This is a genomic window from Paraburkholderia sp. SIMBA_054, assembly GCF_046534875.1.
In the GTDB taxonomy this organism is placed as follows: domain Bacteria; phylum Pseudomonadota; class Gammaproteobacteria; order Burkholderiales; family Burkholderiaceae; genus Paraburkholderia; species Paraburkholderia hospita.
On the sequence record NZ_JAWRXV010000032.1, the window covers coordinates 31,200 to 52,192 of the forward strand.

General features: G+C 64.5%; 19 protein-coding genes and 1 pseudogene. 17 read left to right on the top strand and 3 right to left on the bottom strand.

The window, feature by feature from the left end:
• Positions 1 to 33 precede the first annotated feature (33 nt).
• The 3 genes from oxlT to SB822_RS32420 all read left to right on the top strand — a co-directional run bounded on the left by oxlT (position 34) and on the right by SB822_RS32420 (position 3,948).
• A complete protein-coding gene (gene oxlT, locus SB822_RS32410; protein ID WP_318224347.1) occupies positions 34 to 1,374 on the top strand; it encodes an oxalate/formate MFS antiporter in 1,341 nt (446 codons plus the stop codon).
• Positions 1,375 to 1,407: 33 nt separating this feature from the next.
• Complete coding sequence (locus SB822_RS32415; RefSeq protein ID WP_007744253.1) at positions 1,408 to 2,427, top strand: LysR family transcriptional regulator; 1,020 nt, start codon at positions 1,408 to 1,410, stop codon at positions 2,425 to 2,427.
• 69 nt (positions 2,428 to 2,496) lie between these two features.
• A complete protein-coding gene (locus SB822_RS32420; protein ID WP_007744254.1) occupies positions 2,497 to 3,948 on the top strand; it encodes an aldehyde dehydrogenase family protein in 1,452 nt (483 codons plus the stop codon).
• Positions 3,949 to 4,022: 74 nt separating this feature from the next.
• Here the strand turns inward: SB822_RS32420 and SB822_RS32425 are convergent.
• Both SB822_RS32425 and SB822_RS32430 read right to left on the bottom strand, forming a co-directional pair.
• Positions 4,023 to 4,646: pseudogene (locus SB822_RS32425) on the bottom strand (LysE family translocator).
• A gap of 170 nt (positions 4,647 to 4,816) precedes the next feature.
• Positions 4,817 to 5,302 (bottom strand): hypothetical protein, encoded by a 486-nt coding sequence (locus SB822_RS32430; RefSeq protein WP_236674205.1) that lies wholly within the window; start codon positions 5,300 to 5,302, stop codon positions 4,817 to 4,819.
• Positions 5,303 to 5,740: 438 nt separating this feature from the next.
• On the opposite strand from SB822_RS32430, the gene SB822_RS32435 reads away from it, so the two are divergent.
• The 5 genes from SB822_RS32435 (at position 5,741) to SB822_RS32455 (ending at position 11,385) form a co-directional block, all read left to right on the top strand.
• Complete coding sequence (locus SB822_RS32435) at positions 5,741 to 6,529, top strand: hypothetical protein (protein ID WP_410856465.1); 789 nt, start codon at positions 5,741 to 5,743, stop codon at positions 6,527 to 6,529.
• Between the two features lie 19 nt (positions 6,530 to 6,548).
• Positions 6,549 to 7,484 carry a glycosyltransferase family 4 protein gene (locus SB822_RS32440; RefSeq protein ID WP_410856466.1) on the top strand — a complete coding sequence of 312 codons (936 nt, stop codon included), beginning with the start codon at positions 6,549 to 6,551 and terminating at the stop codon, positions 7,482 to 7,484.
• 292 nt (positions 7,485 to 7,776) lie between these two features.
• Positions 7,777 to 9,222: a M23 family metallopeptidase gene (locus SB822_RS32445; protein WP_410856467.1), complete on the top strand. Its 1,446-nt coding sequence runs from the start codon at positions 7,777 to 7,779 to the stop codon at positions 9,220 to 9,222.
• Positions 9,223 to 9,520: 298 nt separating this feature from the next.
• Complete coding sequence (locus SB822_RS32450; RefSeq protein WP_007744260.1) at positions 9,521 to 10,942, top strand: DUF2252 domain-containing protein; 1,422 nt, start codon at positions 9,521 to 9,523, stop codon at positions 10,940 to 10,942.
• Between the two features lie 191 nt (positions 10,943 to 11,133).
• A complete protein-coding gene (locus SB822_RS32455) occupies positions 11,134 to 11,385 on the top strand; it encodes a GlsB/YeaQ/YmgE family stress response membrane protein (protein WP_410856468.1) in 252 nt (83 codons plus the stop codon).
• A 37-nt stretch (positions 11,386 to 11,422) separates the two neighbouring features.
• Here SB822_RS32455 and SB822_RS32460 read toward each other — a convergent pair whose 3' ends face one another.
• The gene (locus tag SB822_RS32460) at positions 11,423 to 12,283 is read right to left on the bottom strand and encodes a polysaccharide deacetylase family protein (RefSeq protein ID WP_410856469.1); all 861 of its coding nucleotides are present in this window, start codon (positions 12,281 to 12,283) and stop codon (positions 11,423 to 11,425) included.
• Between the two features lie 275 nt (positions 12,284 to 12,558).
• On the opposite strand from SB822_RS32460, the gene SB822_RS32465 reads away from it, so the two are divergent.
• From SB822_RS32465 to gndA, 9 genes are all read left to right on the top strand, one after another.
• Entirely contained in the window at positions 12,559 to 13,434 is an 876-nt protein-coding gene (locus SB822_RS32465) for a LysR family transcriptional regulator (protein ID WP_009770403.1), read from the top strand.
• 121 nt (positions 13,435 to 13,555) lie between these two features.
• Positions 13,556 to 14,806: a D-amino acid dehydrogenase gene (locus SB822_RS32470; protein ID WP_410856470.1), complete on the top strand. Its 1,251-nt coding sequence runs from the start codon at positions 13,556 to 13,558 to the stop codon at positions 14,804 to 14,806.
• 46 nt (positions 14,807 to 14,852) lie between these two features.
• Positions 14,853 to 15,749, top strand: a complete 897-nt coding sequence (locus tag SB822_RS32475) for a glutamate/aspartate ABC transporter substrate-binding protein (RefSeq protein WP_051495364.1) — start codon at positions 14,853 to 14,855, stop codon at positions 15,747 to 15,749.
• Positions 15,750 to 15,798: 49 nt separating this feature from the next.
• The gene (locus tag SB822_RS32480) at positions 15,799 to 16,575 is read left to right on the top strand and encodes an SDR family oxidoreductase (protein WP_229513896.1); all 777 of its coding nucleotides are present in this window, start codon (positions 15,799 to 15,801) and stop codon (positions 16,573 to 16,575) included.
• A 71-nt stretch (positions 16,576 to 16,646) separates the two neighbouring features.
• Positions 16,647 to 16,874 carry an oxidoreductase-like domain-containing protein gene (locus SB822_RS32485; RefSeq protein ID WP_007744279.1) on the top strand — a complete coding sequence of 76 codons (228 nt, stop codon included), beginning with the start codon at positions 16,647 to 16,649 and terminating at the stop codon, positions 16,872 to 16,874.
• Between the two features lie 55 nt (positions 16,875 to 16,929).
• Positions 16,930 to 17,775, top strand: coding sequence for an NAD-dependent protein deacetylase (locus tag SB822_RS32490; protein ID WP_410856471.1), 846 nt, complete (start codon positions 16,930 to 16,932; stop codon positions 17,773 to 17,775).
• 47 nt (positions 17,776 to 17,822) lie between these two features.
• Positions 17,823 to 18,428, top strand: coding sequence for a pyridoxamine 5'-phosphate oxidase family protein (locus tag SB822_RS32495; protein ID WP_410856472.1), 606 nt, complete (start codon positions 17,823 to 17,825; stop codon positions 18,426 to 18,428).
• Positions 18,429 to 18,438: 10 nt separating this feature from the next.
• Positions 18,439 to 19,053 carry a DUF938 domain-containing protein gene (locus tag SB822_RS32500; RefSeq protein WP_410856473.1) on the top strand — a complete coding sequence of 205 codons (615 nt, stop codon included), beginning with the start codon at positions 18,439 to 18,441 and terminating at the stop codon, positions 19,051 to 19,053.
• Positions 19,054 to 19,341: 288 nt separating this feature from the next.
• A complete protein-coding gene (gndA, locus tag SB822_RS32505; RefSeq protein ID WP_007744287.1) occupies positions 19,342 to 20,751 on the top strand; it encodes an NADP-dependent phosphogluconate dehydrogenase in 1,410 nt (469 codons plus the stop codon).
• The last annotated feature ends 242 nt before the right edge of the window (positions 20,752 to 20,993 follow it).

Below are 20,993 nucleotides of genomic sequence, written 5' to 3' on the forward strand. Positions count from 1 at the left end.
CGGCTGCCCTAAATAGATAGCGGAGACAGGCACATGAACAGCATTTCGCAGCAAGCGCCCGTTGCGTTCTGGCGCAACCGGTGGTGGCAACTCGCATTTGGCATCCTGTGCATGGCGCTCGTCGCCAACCTTCAGTACGCGTGGACGCTATTCGTCACACCGATGAGCACAAAGCATCATTGGGGGCAGGCTGAAGTTCAGCTCGCATTCTCGATCTTCATTCTGACCGAGACGTGGCTGGTGCCGGTGGAAGGTTGGCTCGTCGACCGTTTCGGTCCGCGTCCCGTCGTCGCGGGCGGCGCGATCTGCGCGGGCCTCGCATGGGTGATGAATTCCTATGCGACGACGCTGCCGGAGCTGTACGCCGCGTCCGTGATCGCCGGTATCGGCGCGGGCGGCGTGTACGGCACGTGCGTCGGCAATGCGTTGAAGTGGTTCCCGGACAAGCGCGGTCTCGCCGCGGGTCTGACGGCGGCGGGCTTCGGTGCAGGCGCGGCCGTCACGGTGATTCCTATTGCGAACATGATCACGCGCACGGGCTATGAGCACACGTTCATGTTCTTCGGCATTCTGCAGGGCGTCTGCATTTTCGTGCTCGCGCTGTTGCTGAGAAAACCCGACGGCGCAAAGGCACCGCCCGCCAAGCGCAAGTTTGCGGTCACGAAGCAGGACTACACGCCAGGCCAGATGATCAAGTCGCCTGTGTTCTGGGTGATCTATGCATCGTTCGTTGCAGTTGCCGCAGGCGGCCTGATGGCGACCGCGCAGCTCGGCCCGATCGCGAAGGACTGGGGCCTCGCGAAACTGCCGATGACGCTGTTCGGCGCCACGCTGCCGCTGCTGACGATGACGCTCTCCATCGACAACGTCTGCAACGGCTTCACGCGTCCGCTGTGCGGCTTCATCTCCGACAAGTTCGGCCGCGAAAACACGATGTTCGCGATCTTCATCGGCGAAGGTCTCGCGCTGCTCGGGTTGATGGAGTATGGGCAGAACCCGTATGCGTTCATGACGTTCGCGGCGCTAATCTTCCTGTTCTGGGGCGAAATCTTCTCGATCTTCCCTGCCATCTGCGCGGACACGTTCGGCAGCAAGTACGCGGCGGCGAATGCGGGCACGCTCTATACCGCGAAGGGCACGGCATCGCTGATCGTGCCGATCGCTTCTGTGCTCGCAGCGACGGGCGGCTGGAACCTGGTGTTCATCGTATCGGCCGTCATTACGATTGCAGCGGGCGTGTCGGCGAAGTTCGTGCTGGCACCGATGCGCGCGCGCTGGATCGCTACATCGAACGAGGCATCTCACGAACTCGAGCCGGAACTGGCGGCAAATGGACCGGCCCTGCGTCACTGGCCGGAACAGACGGGCGAATAAACCCGTTTCACTTCAACCTGGCGACCTGAACACATGAACGTATCGTTGCAGCAATTGAAGGTGTTCGTCGCCGTCGCGCGTCAGCGGAGCTTCACCCGCGCGGCGCGCGAGTTCGATCTGACCCAGTCGGCCGTGAGCCGGTGCGTACGCGAACTCGAAGAGGCGATTGCATTGCGTCTCTTCGATCGCACGACGCGTCAGGTCGAACTGACGACAGCGGGCTCGCGGCTCGAACGGCGCATCGGGCGCCTGATCGAGGAAATCGAGCTGACGTTGCGCGAAGAGCGTGCCGCGCACGAGGAGCACACGGGCGTCGTGGTGGTCGCGTGCGATCCCGTGACGTCGTCGGGCTGGCTGCCCGAGCGGCTCGCGCGCAGCGCTGCGATCTTCCCCGACCTGATCGTCACCGCGAAGGAACAGCCTCAACATGCCGTGCTCGCCGCCATCGAGCAGGGCGAAGTCGACTTCGGCGTACTGTGCGACGCGCACGTCGCGGGCGCCGATGCCTTTCACACGCAGCCACTCGTCTCGACGCCGTTGTGTGCGGTGCTGCCGCAGGCGCATCCGCTCGCCTCCGGTGCCGCGCTGCACTGGGAAGCGCTGCGCAATACCAGGACTGTCACGCAACTCGTCACGTTGAATGCGGAGGCGGGCACGCGCAACGTGACAGAGCGGGCATTGAACATGCATCGTATCGATGCGGCACGCGCCAATGAATGTGGACATCTCGCAGCGGCGCTGCGCATGATCGAACTCGGTCTCGGCGTTGGCGTATTGCCTGTCGACATGCATTCCGCCGCGCTGCCGGCGTCGCTCGTCGCGCTTCCGCTCGTGCCTGAAGTGTCCGTGACGACGATGCTGGTGCGCCGCCGCAACCGCTCGTTGCGACCGAATGCCGAAGCCGTCTGGGCGCTGTTCGCCGGCAAGGAATTGCCCGACCATGCTGGCGCGTCCGCGACGCCTGGCGCAGCATCTGTCAATCCAGCCATAAAAGGAGCCACACACGAACCGATGCCGTGCGTACCCGATGAGGCGCTGATGCGTGCCTCATAAGCGCGAGGGTGCGGGCGGTTCAGCCAACGGTTCGCGAAGAAGCCATATCGCAATCGCAAGGAGTACGAGATGGACACTGAAACCGACCTCAGACGCTACGATCTTCTCATCGACGGCAAGCGGCTGCCGCCCGGCACCGGCGAATACACCGTCAACATCAACCCCGCGACTGAAGAGCCGATAGCGCTCGTCGCGCAAGGCAGCGCGCAGGATGTCGATACGGCCGTCAAGGCCGCGCGCGCCGCGCTGAAGGTGTGGAACGGCATGCGTGCCGCCGAGCGCGGCCGGATCCTGATGCGCTTCTCCGAACTGCTGCGCGAGCGTCAGGACGAAATCGTCGCGCTGGAAAGCCTCGACGCGGGCAAACCACTCGCCGCCGTCAAGCGCCAGGACGTGCCCGCCGCCATCGATACACTCGCGTACTACGCCGGCTGGTGCGACAAGATCAACGGCCAGGTCGTGCCTGTGCGTCCCGACGCGCTGACCTACACGGTGCGCGAGCCCGTCGGCGTGGTCGGCGCGATCGTGCCGTGGAATTTCCCGCTGATGATCGGCATGTGGAAGATCGCGCCCGCGCTCGCGTGCGGCTGCACGATGATCGTGAAGCCCGCGGAGATCACGCCGCTGTCCGCGCTGCGCATCGGCGAACTTGCGCTGGAGGCGGGCGTGCCGCCCGGCGTGCTGAACATCGTGACGGGCAAAGGACGCGTGGTCGGCGATGCGATCGTCGCGCATCCGGGCATCGACAAGGTGACGTTTACCGGTTCGCCGTCGGTCGGGCGCGGCATCCTGCAAGGCGCGGCGAGCAACTTCAAGCGCGTGACGCTGGAACTCGGCGGCAAATCGGCGAACGTGATTTTCGCCGATGCGAATATCGACAACGCGGTTCGCGCTGCCGCCTCGGGCATTTTCTTCAACACGGGGCAGGTGTGTTCGGCGGGCTCGCGCATTCTGGCGCATCGCGATGTCTATGACGAAGTAGTCGAACGGCTCGCTGCGCGCGCGAAAGCGCTCAAGGTCGGCGATCCGTCCGAGCGCGAGACGACCATGGGCCCGCTCGTGTCGGCCGCGCAGATGAAGACGGTGCTCGATTACGTGGACATCGGTCGCAACGAGGGAGCGTCACTTGTGACGGGCGGCGCGCGCATCGGGCAGAAAGGCTTCTTCGTCGAGCCGACGGTGTTCGCGAACGTCAAGCATGAAATGCGCATTTCGCAGGAGGAGATCTTCGGGCCGGTGGCGAGCGTCGTGCGTTTCAACGACGAAGAGGATGCCGTGCGCATCGCGAACGGCACCGCGTACAGCCTCGCGGCGGGCGTGTGGAGCGCGGATATCGGCCGCGTGCATCGCGTCGCGCATGCGCTGAAGGCGGGCACGGTCTGGATCAACACCTACGGCTATACCGACGTGCGCCTGCCGTGGGGCGGCTCGGGTGATTCGGGCTTTGGCCGTGAACACGGCGATGTCGCGATCGAAAACTTCACGGAACCGAAGTCGATCTGGCTCGCGCTCGAACATTGATCGCGGCGCGGCAATAAAAAACGGATCGGACGTTTTGCGTCCGATCCGTTTTTTTCAGGCGCCGCAGTGAAGATTCAGCTCGAACGCCGCACCAGCAGAAAGCTCACACCGATTGCGCCGAGAAACGCGCCGCAGCAGCGGTTGAACCAGCGGCGCACGGTGGCGCGCGTCAGCCATTTGCCGAGATACATGCCCGCCCACGAATACAGCGCGATCGCGAACCATTCGAGCACGAGAAAGCTCGCGCCGAGCACGGCGAATTGCGGCAGCATCGGCTTCGAAATATCGACGAATTGCGGCAGGAAAGCGGTGAACACCAGAATCGCCTTCGGATTGCCCGCCGCGACAAAGCATTCCTGGCGCGCGATGCGCCACAGCGATGCGTCGTCCTGCTATAGCGCATCCATCGGTCCGGCGTCGCTGCGCCACAACTGGATAGCAAGCCAGATCAGATAGGCGGCGCCCACCAGTTTGATCGCGAGAAAGAACAATTCGGATGCGTGCAGCACGACGGCGAGGCCCGTCGCAGCGAGCACGAGCATGCCCGCAAACGCGACCAGCCGCCCGCTGCCGGCGACGAACGCCGTCATGAAGCCGTGCCGCGCGGCGACGTTGATCGACAGCAGATTGTTGGGCCCGGGCGCCATGTTGATCGCGAAGCACGCGGGAAGAAAAAACAGCCAGGCGGTGAGAGACATGACGGCTCGCTCGGACGGGCCGCCGCGCGGCGTTGGTTCGCATGGCGCGCGCGGCGGCGAATTCAGATGGGAAATATCCGATTGTAGCGAAATGCCGGCTGCAGACACGCCGCAGCGGAAGGAATGTGCGCCGCAACCCGGCGGCGGCAGCGCGGAGGAGAACGCGCCTGTTATTCGACGGGCTGCAGCGCCTGATGAAACGAGGGATCTCTGACGATCGTATCGACGCTGATTTTCACGACGTCGTCGAGTGCGAGTGCAGGACTCGTGAACTTCTGCCGGAACAGATGGACCGTATTGCTCTTCACATAGACAGTCTGCTTCGTCGACGCATTGGTGACGAAGTAGCAGATGGTCATCGTCCACGTGGCCCGCGGTCGCGCATCGTCCACCGACAACACCTCGATCCGGCCGCTCAGCACCAGCTTGTCGTGCGTCGTCACGGCGATGCCCGACTTGCGCCATGCAGACACGACGGCGTCGCGCACCGCCGACTCGACACCTTTCTTCAAGAGGATCGACGTCGTCGCCGTGTTGGCGATGCGATCGAAGGTGACGTGGCCATCCCGCGCGGGCATGTACGCGAAGTCGCGGGCGGAGGCGATGACGAGCGCGTTGTCCGCAGGCGTCGAGGTCGACGCGGTGGAGCGGGGCACGAAGAAGGAGCACGCGGAGCTGAGGAGCGCGAAGCAGGCGATGCTGGATCGTTTGAGGAGAAGGGGGTTCACGGCAAATGGCGCAGCAGGCGTGACGCTGCGGGATGAAAGTCGAAAGGCGGGAGTGTGTCGCGCAGACCTGCGCGCGAATATGAGACGTGTCCTAAAAATACGGCCGCTGCGTGGGATCGACATCACAAGCGGTCGAACAATTGACCACGGTCAATACGTGCGCGGCGGGATCGGAACCCTGATGGGAGGCTGTTTACCGGCGATTCAGCTGCGTTCGCGGCGAGTCTTTTGAGCGGCAGCAATGTGCCAGCCCGCTATCTCAATAAAGTGCGCGTCTTATCGCATTAAGAGTGTTCTTACAGTCTTTTTTTGGATAGTCCGCGATACTCATCGACACTCATTTTCATCCAGACAAAGAGACCCTCCATGCTTGACTCGTCCGCACTTCAATCGATGAAACCGCTTTTCATGACGCCATGCTACGGCGGCAACGTCATGGCGAACTTTGCAAATAGCCTGCTCGCGCTCAATAACGCGATGTGGCAGACGGGCATGCAGGGCTCGGTGCGAATCCGTTCAGGCGAAAGCTTGATTACCCGCGCGCGCAATGAGGCCGTCGCGGAATTTCTGCTCGATCCGGTCTACACGCATCTGTTCTGGATCGACGCGGACATTGGCTTTTCCGTCGATCAGGTATTGCGGCTGCTGCTTGCCGATCGTGACGTCGTGGCGGGCGTGTATCCTCTCAAGCGTTTCGACTGGCCGGGCGTGCTGCCCGGCGGACTCACGCAGGAAACCTTTGCCGCACGCTACCTGCGTTATCCCGTGAACGCGCACGATGGCGTCTCGCCGGCGATCGACGGCGACGGCTTTCTGGAAGTCAGCGAAGCGCCGACGGGCTTCATGTGCATCAAGCGCGGCGCGATCGAAACAATGATCGCGCGCCTGCCCGAACTGAAGTACGTGCCCGACGGTCCGCCGGATTCGCCGCTCTACGATCTCTGCTACCGCTTCTTCGATGTGATGGTTGAGCCTTCCACGGGCCGTTATCTGTCGGAAGACTATGCGTTCTGCCGGCGTTGGCGCGATATCGGCGGGCAGGTATTCGCCGATACGCAATCGAAGCTGTCGCATCAGGGCATCTACACGTGGCACGGCGATTTCGGTGCGTCGATTGCGGCGAGTCCGTTGACGGCGATTGGCGGCGAGTGCTGACGCGCGACGGACCCGACGCATGAACATGGAAACCAACGAACTGAGCGTGCGCGCGCTTGGCGGCACGGAATTGATGCTACGAGCGCTGCACGCGCGACTCGATCCGGAACTGGTGCGACAGTTTCAGATCATTCCTTCCCGCGTGCGCGGGCTCGACCCCGACCGAAAGCGCATTCTCTGGCTGCACGACAAACCGAGCCGCGAAGAATCCAGCTTCCTGGAACAGGCTGAAAATCGCGCGGCGTTTGCGGGCATTGTGTGTGTATCGCATTATCAGGCGGCGCTGTATCGGATGATTCCTGGCGTGCCCTACGCGGAGATGAGCGTGTTGCAAAACGCGATCGAGCCATTCGGCGCCTATCTCCCGCGACGCAGCGAGCGCATCTGCCTGATCTATCACACGACGCCCGATCGCGGCCTCGAAATCCTCGTTCCCGTCTTCGAATATCTCGCGACGCGCCATCCCGACATCGAGCTGGACGTCTTTTCGAGCTTCAGCATCTACGACTGGACGGAGCGCGACGCGCCATATCAGCCGCTGTTCGAGCGATGCCGCGCGCATCCGCGTATCCGCTATCACGGAGCGCAGCCGAATGCCGTCGTGCGCAAGGCGCTGAGCGAATGCGACATCTTCGCGTACCCGAACATCGAGCCGGAAACGAGCTGCATCGCCGCCATCGAAGCAATGTCGGCGGGCTGTCTCACGGTCTGCGCGGCGTACGGCGGCTTGCCGGAAACCTGTGCGAATTTCGCCAGGCTCTATCCGTTCACTGAAAACCAGCAGGCGCACGCGCAGCGCTTCGCCGCCGTGCTCGACGATGCAATCGAAACTGTCCGGCTGCGCAAAGCGGACGACGAGTCCTTGCGCGCGCAACAGGTCGAATATTTCACGCGCTTCTATTCGTGGGACAGGCGCATCGGCGAATGGGATGCCTATCTGCGCGGCTTGCTATAACGAGCGGCTGTAGCCTGAAGCCGTCGTCCGCAACGGACGGCGGCTCGCTTTTCTCAATGCAAACGCATTCAGTCTAAGAATGTCTTAAGAAAATTAAGAATTAGGCGATTCAGCCCGCGTCCTCCTCTCCCTAAACTCAAAAGATCACTTGTCGGGCTGCGCGGCGCGATGGAGCGACCAACCGGTCGCGGGATCGATCGATCCGTCTTCGCCTCGCCACGCGCCGTAGCCGTGCCTTCCCGGTACCGCCGCTCATGCCCGCCGCCCTTTGATTCCAACGCGAGAACCTGACGTGAAGCATCTACGATCATTCCTCGCGCGCAGGCAGGGCATCTCTACGGCAGCGGTTCGTCCGCTGTCCGTCAAACGCAAGACGCTTTCGAGCGTGGCCGCTGTTTCGGCATTGTGGATCGGCGCTTCGGTCGTGCCTGGCACGTCCACCGCCGTGGCCGCTCCGAAGGCGCACAAGCATGGTTCCGCTCACAAGCAGCAGCGCCATCATGCACTTGCACACGAGATGACATTGCCGGGCGCGCAACCCTCCACTTCGTTCAATGCCGTAGGGCCTTCGTCGCGCGACGCCGATCGCGCGCTGGCCGAATCCATTGCAAATTCTGCAGGCGATGCATCGTCGGCGCCTGCCGCCGCCCACCCCTACGACGCGGCCACGCTCGCGCCCGCATATTCGTCGGCATCGATCAACGTGCGTATGCCGTCGAACGAACTGGTGCTCGGCACGGTCTGCGCCACCACGCCGACGATGTGCGTAGCCGTTGCGCATGATCGTTCCGACGATGGTCACGAATGGTCGGGCCGGGTGACGCCCGAAGGCGCATCTGGCGACCTCGCCCAGGCGACGACGCCATTCGGCGGCGCCACCGGATTCGGTATGGCTAACGATGAGCTTCGCTCGAGCGCCGGCCCGATCGGCGCGACGCTGCGCGAGTCGCTCACACAAGCGGGTTTTCCAGCGACGGTCGTCGCGCAAATCGGCCGGATCTTTGCTGGCCGGGTGGATGTCGATGCGCCTGCGCAGGCGGGCGACGAATACCGGATCGTGATGGACGCAACGAGCGAATCGGGCGCATCGCGCATTGCTTCGCTCGAAATCCGTCTGAATGGCCGCGCGTACGATGCCCTCTGGTTCACCGCGCCCGGCGCATCGCAAGGCGCGTACTACACGCTCGACGGCGACCTGATCGCGGGCGAGCCGTTCGCGATGCCGCTGGACTACCGGCGCGTGAGCTCGCCGTTCGGCATGCGCGTGCATCCCGTCTTTGGCGAGCCGCGCTTTCACACGGGCGTCGATCTGGCCGCGCCTGCCGGCACGCCGATCTACGCGGCAGCCGCGGGCACCGTCGAAATGGCCGTCAACGGCCGCGGCTACGGCAAACACATCGTTCTGCGTCACGACGACGACTTTTCGACCTACTACGCGCATCTTTCGCTGTTCGCGGGCGAGCTGAAGGTCGGTCAGCGTATCGCGCAGGGGCAGGTGATCGGCTATGTCGGCCGCACGGGCACGGCAACCGGGCCGCATCTGCACTACGAAGTGCGCAAGGACGACCATCCCGTCGATCCCCTGACGCTGACGGCACACCAATTCGTCGCGCCGCTGTCGGGCGCCGCGCGCGTCGCCTTCAACGAGCGCGCCGAGGCCGCCCGCACGAGCCTTGTGGCGCTGCCGTCGCCGGCTGTGCGGATCGCCCTGATTCTCCAGCCGCCGCGCTTCTTCTGACGCGGCAATGCGATGGCGCGCCCTGCGCCATCGCTTCTTCCTTTCTCGTCTGTTCCTGTGCCGCTGCGCTTTGGCGGCATACGGACTTGCGCGCCCGTTCGCCGCAGGATTTAATACAGTCGATCCGATGGACGTTTGCGGTCCGGCACCCTTTGCGCGAATCGGCGACGCACGCACGCGTCGCGCCTCGAACGATCCATCCACGCCAGCCCGAGGCGGTCAACGTCACGATGCCCCCTGGCGGCACGCGGTTGCAGTGCGCCCCGATGCAAGCTGATTCACAAGAACGGAGAAAAGCATGAAGGCCAGCACCATCGCGGAACGGGAAGCCAGCGGGCGCGCGGCCCGCGAACACGCAAAACGCTCCAGTCACCGCGCGATCGGCCATATGCACCGCAATCCCGTCGACCTGCTGCGGCAAAGCAGCGAAGGCCGCGTCGAGCGCCTCGTGCCGCTGCGCTACGGGCGCATGGCGGTGTCGCCGTTCACGTTCTTTCGCGGCAGCGCGATCCTGCAGGCGCACGATCTCAGCATGACGCCGCACACGCCGCTGACGCTGCCCATCTGCGGCGATGCGCATCTGCTGAACTTCGGCGGCTTCGCGACACCCGAGCGCCAGCTGATCTTCGATCTGAACGATTTCGACGAAGTGTCCACCGCACCGTTCGAATGGGACCTGAAGCGGCTTGTCGCGAGCTTCGTGGTCGCCGCCCGGCACATGCGCTTCAGCCGCGGCGCCGCCTACGATCTCGTGATGACGGCTGCCAACCAGTATCGCGACCGCATGGCGCAGTACGCCGAATGCGGCGCGCTGGAGCTGTGGTACGAACGGATCACGTTCGACCGCATGGTCGACATGGCGGTGAACGCCGAGAATCGCCGGCTGATCCGTCGAGGGATGGAGAGGGCGGCCACCCGCACGCACGAAAGCATGCTCGACAAGCTGTGCGAGCGCGACGGCGACCGCTACGTGATGCGCGACATGCCGCCCAGTCTGTTCCACGTACATGGCTCGGGCACGCTGTTCGATGCCGAGGACGACTGGTTCCGGATCGGCGACTGGCGCAAGCTGATGCACGAGACCTACGAAGGCTATCTCAAGACGCTCAACGAAGATCGGCGCGAACTGCTGGAGCAGTTTGTGCCGCACGATCTCGTGTTCAAGGTGGTCGGCGTCGGCAGTGTCGGCACGCGCTGTCTCGTGCTGCTCACCGTCGATCCGCACGGCAAGCCGCTCTTTCTGCAGGCCAAGGAGGCGCGGCGCTCGGTGATCGCGCAGCATTTCAAGGCGGGGCCGCGCAAGTCCGAGCCGAAGCACGAGGGCGAGCGCGTCGTGCTAGGCCAGCGCATGCTGCAGGCGGCTAGCGATATCTTTCTCGGCTGGACGACGGGTCCGGCGGGCCGGCATTTCTACTTCCGGCAATTGCGTGACATGAAACTGACACCGAGTATCGACCTGTTCGACGTCGACCAGCTGAACGGCTATGCACGCCTATGCGGCTGGGCGCTGGCGCGGGCGCACGCGAAGGCAGGCGGCAAGGCGATCGAGATCAGCGCGTATATTGGACGCAGCGACCAGTTCGCGGAAGCGCTGGCTGAGTATGCGGCGGCGTACGCGGATCAGGTCGAGCGCGATTATGACGTGTTCATGAAAGCGTGCCGAAGCGGCGAGCTCGAAGCGCGCACCGACGAGGACATGTCCGCCGATTTCCGTATCTGACGGCATAGGGCATCCGGCGTCCGCGCCGGAATCCCGACGACGATGGCGCGCGTTCGCCGGGCTGTGTCCGATGGCGCGCGTCCCGAAACGGTACAGTCGCGGCATGCGGCGGGAAAACGGGCAGGGGCCGCATGTCGTCTGTAGCGAGCAGTAGCAGCGCACCGTAGTGCTAACTCTGATCGGAGGTTTGCATGCTTTCCCTCATTGGCACGATAGTCGTCGGGTTGATCGTCGGTCTGATTGCGCGCGCGCTCAAACCGGGCGACGACAGCATGGGTTGGATCATGACGATCATTATCGGCATTGCCGGCTCGCTGATCGCGGGCTATGTCGGGCGCGCGCTTGGCTGGTATCAACCGGGGCAGGCGGCGGGCTGGATCGCGTCGATCATCGGCGCAATCATCCTGCTAGTGATCTATCACCTGGTCCGGCGGCGCACCTAGGCGCAGGCGGTTCGCCTGCCGCGCGCGGCGCTGTCCGTCAGGCGTCGCGCGCCTCGCGCAGCGTCACGAAGCGCAGTCCACGCGCGCGCACGGTCTCGATCAGGCGCGGCAGCACGTCGAGCACGACGGGCTTGCCCGACGCGTCCTTTGCTGCGCTCGCGTCGTGCAGAAGCAGGATGTCGCGCGCCGCGAGCCCATCGACGAGCCGTTCCAGCACGCGCTGCGGGTTGCGCTCGCGAGTGTCGAAGCCGCGCCGCGTCCAGGCGGCTAGCCGCAAGTCGAGCTTTTGCAGCACCGGCTCGAGAAACACGTTGCGCAGGCCGGCGGGCGCGCGGAAGAACTGCGGGCGCTCGCCCGTCAGCGCTTCGAGCGTGCGCTGCGCGGCGTCAATTTCCCGCGTCAGTCCGCGCGGCAGCGTGACCGAGAACGTGTGAACGTGGACCTGCGAGTGGTTCTCGACCGCGTGTCCGCGCGCGACGATCTCGCGCATCAGCGCCGGATGAAGCTGCGCGCGCGCGCCGATGCAGAAGAACGTCGCGCGCACGCCGTGCGCGTCGAGCAGGTCGAGCACCTGGGGCGTGACGACCGGGTCGGGGCCGTCGTCGATCGTCAGCGCGACGGCGTCGGCGTTGCGCGGCGTGTCGGGCAAGCGCGTCCAGTTCGGGCCGAGCAGCGACGAGCGCGGCCACAAGCCAATCGTCACGACGACCACATGGCTCGCGAAGATGCCGGCGAGCCACCACGGCCAGGCGATGGGCGTGAGCACCCAGCCCGCGAGCATCGTGGCATGCCACGCGATGGTGGCGTTGAACATCGGCGGATTGCCTGTGCGGGGCCAGCGGCGCGCGGGCGCGGCCTGGTCGGCGGCGCGCGGCAGCGGCGGATTCGGTTGATTCATGATGCGTTTCGTCTGCCGGATTCCGTTTCGTCATACCGGCAGGACTTTCGTGATGCACGTCAAAGGCGAACGATACCATTGGCGCGCGTCCCGTCTCGAAATTGGCAGGATTGGAAAGAGATCGCGGGCCGCCGGGTTCGAAGAATTGACGGAAAGCGGCACGGCGGAACGCAAGCCGAGACAAGCGTTGTAATAGAGCGGTAATGAAGCCGTAACGGAACCGAAGCCAGTATCCTTGACGCCTTTCCACCGACCCGCTGACCCGAACCCGCGCCATGCGCCTGCGCCACATCGAAGTTTTCCACGCCATCATGCGCACCGGCTCGCTGTCGAAAGCGGCCGAACTGCTGTGCGTTTCGCAGCCCGCCGTCAGCAAGGTGCTCGCGCACGCGGAGCGCAGCGCGGGCCTCACGCTCTTCAACCGCGTGCACGGCCGCCTTCAGCCGACGCGCGAAGCCGAGCTACTGTTCTCCGAAACGCAGAAGCTGCAGACCAACCTCGACAGCATCCGCGATCTCGCGCGCAATCTCGCGCGGCAGCCGGAAGGGCATTTGCGGATCGGCTGTCTGCCGAGCCTTGGCCTGAGCCTGATTCCGCCCGCCATCGAGGCGTTTCGCGGGGCGTATCCGCGTGTGTCGCTGCGAATCCAGACGCGTCACACGGAGGAACTGCTGAACGCGCTGCTCACGCGCGATCTCGATCTGGCCGTCGCACTGAATCCGCCGGCGCGGCCGGGCATCGCGTCCGCCGAGCTGGGGCGCACGCCCGTCGTGTGCGTCGGCCCGCGCGATGAAGCCGCAGGCGACGCGCCGATGACGCTGCAAGCGTTCGTCGAAGGGGACTGGATCGGCATCGGCAATGCCGATCCGCTTGGCGAGATGATCGGCAACGCGCTGGAAGCATTGGGTCTCGACGGCCACGCGCCCGCCGTCGAGGCGCACACGTGGCACGTCGCCCGCGCGCTCGCCGCGCGCGGCATCGGCCATGCGCTGCTCGACGAGCTGACCGCGAAGAGCGGCGCGGAAGCTGTCACCGTGCGGCCGGTTACACCGCCGTTGTCGGTCGGCGTGTTTGCGTTGTGGCGCGACGGCGGGCTGACGTCGCAGGCGGGCAACGCGTTCGTCGACGTGTTGCGCGCGCATTTCGCGTAAGCCACATGCAGGAAAGCGCACCCTTAACCTGAGGTTATGCAGCCTCGCATCTCGTCATTTGATACGCCGTTTTCGGCGCGCGACACTCACCTGCAATGTAATCGCAAGGTAGTGAGCCTTCATGCATGTCTGTGTCCTCGGAGCGGGCGTCGTCGGACTGACGACGGCCTGGAGTCTGGCCCGCGATGGCCACGACGTCACGATCGTCGAGGCGCGCGGCGGCGCGGCGCTCGAAGCGAGCTTCGCGAACGGCGGCCAGTTGAGCTACAGCTACGTCGCGCCGCTCGCCGATCCCGCCGTGCTGCCCAAGCTGCCCGCGTGGCTGTTGCAGCGCGATTCGGCGCTGCGCTTCATTCCGCGTTTCGACGCGCAGCAGTGGCGCTGGTGCGTCGCGTTCCTGCTCGCGTGCCGCAGCCGTCGCGCGCGGCAGACGGCGCTGGAAATGTTGAGCCTCGGCGCGCTCAGCAAGGCGGCGCTGCATGAGATCGTCGAGCACGAATCGATTGCGTTCGACTACGTGCGCAACGGCAAGCTCGTCGTCTATCGCGACCCGTACGAGTTCGAGCGTGCGCGCCGCAAGATGGAACTGCTCGTCGCGGCGGGCTCGAATCAGCGTGCGCTCGACGGCAGCGCGTGCGTCGCGCTCGAACCCGCGCTTGCGCATGCGCAGCCGCTGATCGCGGGCGGCATCCATACACCGTCGGAAGAAGCGGGCGATTGTCATCGCTTCGGCGTTGCGCTCGCGGATGCGCTGCAGCGGCGGCATCGCGTGACCATCCGCTACGAGACGCTCGTGCGCGAACTCGTCAGCGAGGGCGGGCGGATCGTCGCGGCGCGCACCGCGGCAGGCGATATCGAAGCCGATGCGTTCGTCGTCGCTCTCGGGCTTGGCAGCGTGCCGCTGCTCGATGCGCTTGGCGTGCGTCTGCCCGTCTACCCGCTGACGGGCTACAGCCTTACGATTCACAACGCCAATCCGCTGCACACGCCACGCGTCAGCGTGACGGACCTGCATCGAAAGATCGTGTATGCGCCGCTTGGGGGGCGCTTGCGGATTGCGGGCGTGGTCGAGATCGCGGGTCTGAGCGACGCGCAGCGGGCCGGGCGCGTCGAACTGCTCAAGCGCCAGGCACAGGAAATCTTCCCCGCCGCCGGCGACTACGCGAACGCGCAGACCTGGTGCGGCCATCGTCCCGCGACGCCCGATTCGAAACCGCTGATCGGCAGAACGCCGTATAGCAACCTCTGGCTCAACACAGGCCACGGCGCGCTGGGCTTCACGCTCGCGTGCGGCAGCGCGCGCGTGATCGCCGACGTGATCGCGGGCCGCGCGCCGTCCGTCGATATCGATGCCTACGCATACGACCGCTGATTTCGTTGCACACACATCCATAACAGGAGAGACCATGAAAACAACGATGACGAAGCATGCAACGCTCGCGGCACTGATCGCAGTCACCATCGCCAGCGGCAACGCGCACGCGCAGGACTCGAGCGCGACCTTGAAGAAGATCCGCGAAACGGGCGCGATTTCGCTCGGCGTGCGCGAATCGTCGGTGCCGTTCTCGTACTACGACGAAGAGCAGCACGTGATCGGCTATTCGCAGGCGATCGCGCTGAAGATCGTCGACGAGGTGAAAAAAGAGCTGAAGATGTCGGACCTCAAGGTGCGCGAGATTCCCATCACGTCGCAGAACCGTATTCCGCTCGTGCAGAACGGCACGATCGATATCGAATGCGGCTCGACCACGCACACGAAAGAGCGCGACAACCAGGCCGCCTTCTCGAACAGCTTCTTCCAGTACGGTGTGCGCATGATCGTGAAGAAGGACTCGGGCGTGAAAGACTTCGGCGATCTCGCCAACAAGACGGTCGTGACGACGGCGGGCACGTCGGAAGAGCGTCTGCTGCGGCAGATGAACGTTGAGAAGTCGATGAACATGCGCCTCATCAGCGCGAAGGATCACGCCGAGTCGTTCCTCAACGTGAAGACGGGGCGCGCGGTCGCCTTCGTGATGGACGATCCGCTGCTGTATGGCGCGAAAGCGAAAGAGGCGAACGCCGACGACTACGTGATCACAGGCACGTCGCCGATGTCGGAAGTGTATGGCTGCATGTTTCGCAAGGACGATCCGGGCTTCAAGAAACTGGTCGACGGCGTGATCGCGCGCTTGCAAACTTCCGGCGAAGCGGCGAACCTCTATCAGAAGTGGTTCACGCAATCCATTCCGCCGAAGGGCATCAACCTGAACTACCCGTTGTCGGCGGAGATGAAACAGCTGTTCGCGAAGCCGAACGACCGCGCGCTCGATTGACGGGCCTGCGTCGCGCCGCGTCGCGGGCAGCACGACCTGGAGATACGGTGTGACGCAGACAGCAGAGACAACGCAAGCAAACAAAGTGGCGCTCGTGACAGGCGCGGGCAGCGGCATCGGCAAGGCGACGGCGCTCAAGCTGCTTGCCAACGGCTATAGCGTCGTACTGACGGGGCGCAGGCAGGCCCCACTCGATGCGCTCGCAACAGATGCACAAGCACACGGCCAGGACGCACTCGCCGTCGCCTGCGACGTGACGGATGCCGCGAGCGTCGCCGCACTGTTCGACGCGATCCGGCTGCGCTACGGGCGGCTCGACGTGCTGTTCAACAACGCGGGCCGCAATGCGCCGCCCGTCGAAATCGACCAGATCGAACTCGACGACTGGCGTTCCGTCGTCGATACCAACCTCACGGGCGTGTTCCTGTGCACTCGCGCAGCATTCGGGATGATGAAGGCGCAAACGCCGCGAGGCGGGCGCATCATCAACAACGGCTCGATCTCCGCGCATGCGCCGCGGCCGTTGAGCATTGCGTACACGGCGACCAAGCATGCGATCACGGGTCTCACCAAGTCGGTCTCGCTCGATGGCCGGCCTTACGACATCGTGTGCGGACAGATCGACATCGGCAACGCCGAGACCGAAATGGCCGAGCGGATGGCGCGCGGCGTGCCACAGGCCAACGGCACGATCGCCGTCGAGCCGCTGATGAACGTCGAACATGTCGCCGATGCCGTGCTGCATATGGCGAATCTGCCGCTGTCGGCGAACGTGCAGTTCATGACGATCATGGCGAGCAAGATGCCGTTCGTCGGCCGCGGATGACGCGGATGTGGCACAACGCGGCGCGGGCGCTCGACGTATACTTGACGCTTCCCGAACCACTGGAAGTAGATGTGACTGCTGACGAGGCCACGCACTCGGGGGCGCCGGCCACCGACGATCCGCGCCCCACGCCGCCCACGCGGCCCGACCCCAGCGAATGCTGCGATAGCGGCTGCGATCCGTGCGTGTTCGATCTGTACGCGGAAGAGGTCACGCGGTATCGCGCGGCGCTGGCTGCGTGGGAAGCGCGGCACGCGCAGCCGGTTGAGCACGAAGGCGAGCCGGGCAAGAAGCGCTAAGCGTTTGCCTCTTGACCCGTTTGCAACCATTCTCTCGCGCCGCTTCATCGACTCTATGTCCACGCTGATCGAACCTCACGCGCTTGCCGCTTTGCATGACTTCGTCGAACGCCATCCGCGGCTTTTCGTGCTGACGGGCGCGGGCATCAGCACCGATTCCGGCATCCCCGGCTATCGCGACGAAAACGGCGAATGGAAACGCTCGCCGCCTATCACGTTGCAGGAGTTTCTTGGCTCCGTCGCGTCGCGCCAGCGTTATTGGGCGCGCAGCACAGTCGGTTGGCCCGTGGTCGCGAAGGCCGCGCCGAATGCCGCGCATCACGCGCTCGCGCGGCTCGAAGCGGCCGGGCACGTGGGCGGGCTTGTAACTCAGAACGTCGATGGACTGCATCAGCGCGCGGGCAGCAGCGACGTGATCGAACTGCATGGCAGCATCGGCGCAGTGACGTGTCTCGATTGCAACTCGCATCACACGCGCGCGTCGATCCAGCAAACGCTGATCAACGCGAACCCCGCGCTGCTCGATGTGATCGCCGAACCGGCCGCCGACGGCGACGCGCATCTCGAATGGCACGACCTCGGCTCGTTCCGCATTCCGGCGTGTCCGCACTGCGGCGGGCTGCTGAAGCCCGATGTCGTGTTTTTCGGCGAGAACGTGCCGAAGGCGCGCGTCGAGGCGGCCACCCACGCGCTCGATGCCGCCGACGCGATGCTCGTGGTCGGCTCGTCGCTGATGGTGTATTCGGGCTACCGTTTCTGCGTGTGGGCGCAGAAGATGGGCAAGCCAGTCGCCGCGATCAATCTCGGACGCACGCGCGCCGATGAGTTGCTGTCGCTGAAAGTGGAAGCGCCATGCGGCGATGCGCTCGCCGCGCTCGCGGCCCGTCTCGCGGTCAACTAATGCACGCAGGTGCGCGCCCGCCTCATGTCAATTCACAAGGAACGCCGATGCTCACGTCGATAGAAGAACTGGAAGTGCTGTACGGGCAGCCGCACGAGCGCTCGATACGCAAGGAGATTCCGTACGTCAACGACTGCTATCGCGCGTTCATCGAGCAATCGCCATTCATCGTGCTGGCGACGGCCGGGCCGGAAGGACTCGACTGCTCGCCGCGCGGCGATGCGCCCGGCTTCGTGCGGCTGATCGACTCGCGCACGCTGGCGATTCCCGATCGCGTCGGCAACAACCGCGTCGACAGTCTGCGCAATGTGATCGTCAATCCGCATGTGGGGCTGCTATTCGTCGTGCCGGGTGTCGGCGAGACGCTGCGCGTCAATGGACGCGGGCGCGTTTCGGTCGAACCGGCGTTGCTCGAGAGCTTCGCGGTCGACGGCAAGACGCCTCGCACGGTGTTGATCGTCGATATCGACGCGGTGTACTTTCATTGCTCGAAAGCGCTGGCGCGCTCGAAGCTGTGGGACCCGTCGCGCCATGTCGAGCGCTCGCGCCTGCCGAGCGCGGGCGACATGCACAAGCGCATTTTCGGTGAGACTTTCGACGCGCTCGCGTATGATCGCGACCTCGTTGAACGGATGCGAACCGGTCTGTACTGATTGAACCGCCATGACTACGCCTGATCTCAACCTGCGCCAGCACGCGCCTTCCGCCGAACGTAACCGCGAGCCGATTCTCGCCGTGCTCGAACGCGTCCTGCCCGCGACGGGCACCGTGCTCGAGATCGCGAGCGGCACGGGCCAGCACGCGATCCACTTCGCTGCGGCGCTGCCGCATCTCGTCTGGCAGCCGAGCGACCTCGACGACGAGGCGCGCGCGTCGATTGCCGCGTGGACGGCGCATAGCGGGCTGGACAACGTGCGGCCGCCGCTCGCGCTCGACGTGCGCGACGCGTCGTGGGGCATCGAGGCCGCCGCTGCGATCGTCTGCATCAACATGATCCATATCTCGCCGTGGGCATCGGCGCAGGCGCTGATCGGCGGCGCGGGGCGGCTGCTCGGACCGGGCGGCGTGCTCTTTCTGTACGGGCCGTACCGGCGCGGCGGCGCGCATACGGCGCCGACCAACGCTGCGTTCGACGAACAGTTGCAACGCCGCAATCCCGCATGGGGCGTGCGCGACATGGAAGCCGTGGTGGCGCTGGCAGACGCGGCGGGCTTCGACGCCGATGAGCCGGTTGAGATGCCTGCCAACAACTTCAGCCTCGTGTTCAGGAAACGTTAGCGCACGCGCCGGGTCGGACGCTTTACCTGCGCTTGACTCTGCGCTTGCACGCCAAACGTTCGCGGCGCGTTTCGCGGACTAAGCTTTAGAGTGCCGGCAGCGGGCCGCACAAGCAGCGCGGCGCGAAAGCGTGTCGAAAGCCCGCACGCATCGACTATGCCGGACACGAACACGGCGGGCGGGGAGTACGCGAGCGTCATCCCGTCATTTCTTTTATCCTTTCATCCTCGACGCCGCGCCCTGATGGTGGGCGCGGCCTCAAGACTCACTGGAATCAGGAGAATTCACATGGGCAAACAGGCAATCGGCGTAGTGGGGCTGGCGGTGATGGGCCGGAATCTGGCGCTGAACATCGAAAGCCGCGGTCACGCGGTCTCCGTGTTCAACCGCACCCGCGAGAAAACCGACGAACTGATCGCGGAGTTTCCCGACCGTAAGCTGGTTCCGACTTTCACGCTGGAAGAATTCGTCAACTCGCTGGAAAAGCCGCGCCGCATCCTGATGATGGTAAAAGCGGGCGAAGGCACCGACGCGACGATCGCGTCGCTACAGCCGCTGCTGGACAAGGGCGACATTCTGATCGACGGCGGCAATACGCATTTCACCGACACCATCCGCCGCAATCAGGAACTGGCGAAGTCGGGCCTGCACTTCATCGGCACGGGCGTGTCGGGCGGCGAAGAGGGCGCGCTCAAGGGCCCGTCGATCATGCCGGGCGGCCAGCGCGAAGCGTATGACCTCGTCGCCCCGATCCTCACCGAAATCGCGGCGAAGGCGCCGGACGGCGAGCCGTGCGTCGCATACATGGGTCCTGACGGCGCGGGCCACTTTGTGAAGATGGTGCACAACGGCATCGAATACGGCGACATGCAGCTGATCGCCGAAAGCTATGCGGTGCTCAAGCAGGTGCTCGGGCTGTCGAACCAGGAACTGGGCGCGGTCTACACCGAGTGGAACAAGGGCGAGCTGGACAGCTACCTGATCGAGATCACGTCGAAGATCTTCGACAAGAAGGACGATGAAACGGGCAAGGATCTCGTCGACATCATCATGGACCGCGCCGCGCAAAAGGGCACGGGCAAGTGGACGAGCCAGAACGCGCTCGACCTCGGCGCGCCGCTGCCGCTGATTACGGAAGCCGTGTTCGCGCGCGTGCTGTCGTCGCTGAAGGATCAGCGCGTGGCAGCTAGCAAGGTGCTCGAAGGGCCGGCCGCCAAGCCGTTCTCGGGCGACCGCGCCGCGTTCATCGAATCCGTGCGCCGCGCGTTGTACTTCAGCAAGGTGATTTCGTATGCACAGGGCTTCGCGCAACTGCGCGCGGCGTCGGACGAATACAAGTGGGACCTGGACTACGGCACGATCGCGAAGATTTTCCGCGCCGGCTGTATCATCCGCGCCCGCTTCCTGCAGAAGATCACGGACGCCTACTCGAAGGACAAGCAGATCGCCAACCTGCTGCTCGATCCGTATTTCCGCGACATCGCCGCGAACTACCAGGGGGCGCTGCGCGACGTCGTGATCGCCGCGACGGCGGCGGGCGTGCCCGTGCCGGCATTCTCGTCGGCGATCGCGTACTTCGACGGCTACCGCTCGGCGCGTCTGCCCGCCAACCTCGTGCAGGCGCAACGCGACTTCTTCGGCGCGCATACGTTCGAGCGCCTCGACAAGCCGGGTAGCTTCCACGCGAACTGGTCCTGAGCAGACGGGCTTGCTTCGCTCCGTAAAGCGAAGATTGGTCTGATTGCAAACGCCCCGGCGCCTCACGGCGCCGGGGCGTTTGCTTTGGCGCGGCTCATTGTTTCAAACAGTGCACATTTTTTGGAACACAGTGTTGCAAATATTTGATCTCAAAAAGCGGGTCGAGCGCCCGGTTACATGAATTATTTCAATTCTCGCAATATAGTTTAGCGAGATTAGGGATTTCCCTAGGATGTTTCCTT

Excerpts from the sequence above, each read along its gene's own strand:
- oxlT (WP_318224347.1), top strand. The coding sequence starts at position 34 with ATGAACAGCATTTCGCAGCAAGCGCCCGTTGCGTTCTGGCGCAACCGG.
- SB822_RS32415 (WP_007744253.1), top strand. The coding sequence starts at position 1,408 with ATGAACGTATCGTTGCAGCAATTGAAGGTGTTCGTCGCCGTCGCGCGT.
- SB822_RS32420 (WP_007744254.1), top strand. The coding sequence starts at position 2,497 with ATGGACACTGAAACCGACCTCAGACGCTACGATCTTCTCATCGACGGC.
- SB822_RS32435 (WP_410856465.1), top strand. The coding sequence starts at position 5,741 with ATGCTTGACTCGTCCGCACTTCAATCGATGAAACCGCTTTTCATGACG.
- SB822_RS32440 (WP_410856466.1), top strand. The coding sequence starts at position 6,549 with ATGAACATGGAAACCAACGAACTGAGCGTGCGCGCGCTTGGCGGCACG.
- SB822_RS32450 (WP_007744260.1), top strand. The coding sequence starts at position 9,521 with ATGAAGGCCAGCACCATCGCGGAACGGGAAGCCAGCGGGCGCGCGGCC.
- SB822_RS32455 (WP_410856468.1), top strand. The coding sequence starts at position 11,134 with ATGCTTTCCCTCATTGGCACGATAGTCGTCGGGTTGATCGTCGGTCTG.
- SB822_RS32460 (WP_410856469.1), bottom strand. The coding sequence starts at position 12,283 with ATGAATCAACCGAATCCGCCGCTGCCGCGCGCCGCCGACCAGGCCGCG.
- SB822_RS32465 (WP_009770403.1), top strand. The coding sequence starts at position 12,559 with ATGCGCCTGCGCCACATCGAAGTTTTCCACGCCATCATGCGCACCGGC.
- SB822_RS32470 (WP_410856470.1), top strand. The coding sequence starts at position 13,556 with ATGCATGTCTGTGTCCTCGGAGCGGGCGTCGTCGGACTGACGACGGCC.
- SB822_RS32475 (WP_051495364.1), top strand. The coding sequence starts at position 14,853 with ATGACGAAGCATGCAACGCTCGCGGCACTGATCGCAGTCACCATCGCC.
- SB822_RS32490 (WP_410856471.1), top strand. The coding sequence starts at position 16,930 with ATGTCCACGCTGATCGAACCTCACGCGCTTGCCGCTTTGCATGACTTC.
- SB822_RS32495 (WP_410856472.1), top strand. The coding sequence starts at position 17,823 with ATGCTCACGTCGATAGAAGAACTGGAAGTGCTGTACGGGCAGCCGCAC.
- SB822_RS32500 (WP_410856473.1), top strand. The coding sequence starts at position 18,439 with ATGACTACGCCTGATCTCAACCTGCGCCAGCACGCGCCTTCCGCCGAA.
- gndA (WP_007744287.1), top strand. The coding sequence starts at position 19,342 with ATGGGCAAACAGGCAATCGGCGTAGTGGGGCTGGCGGTGATGGGCCGG.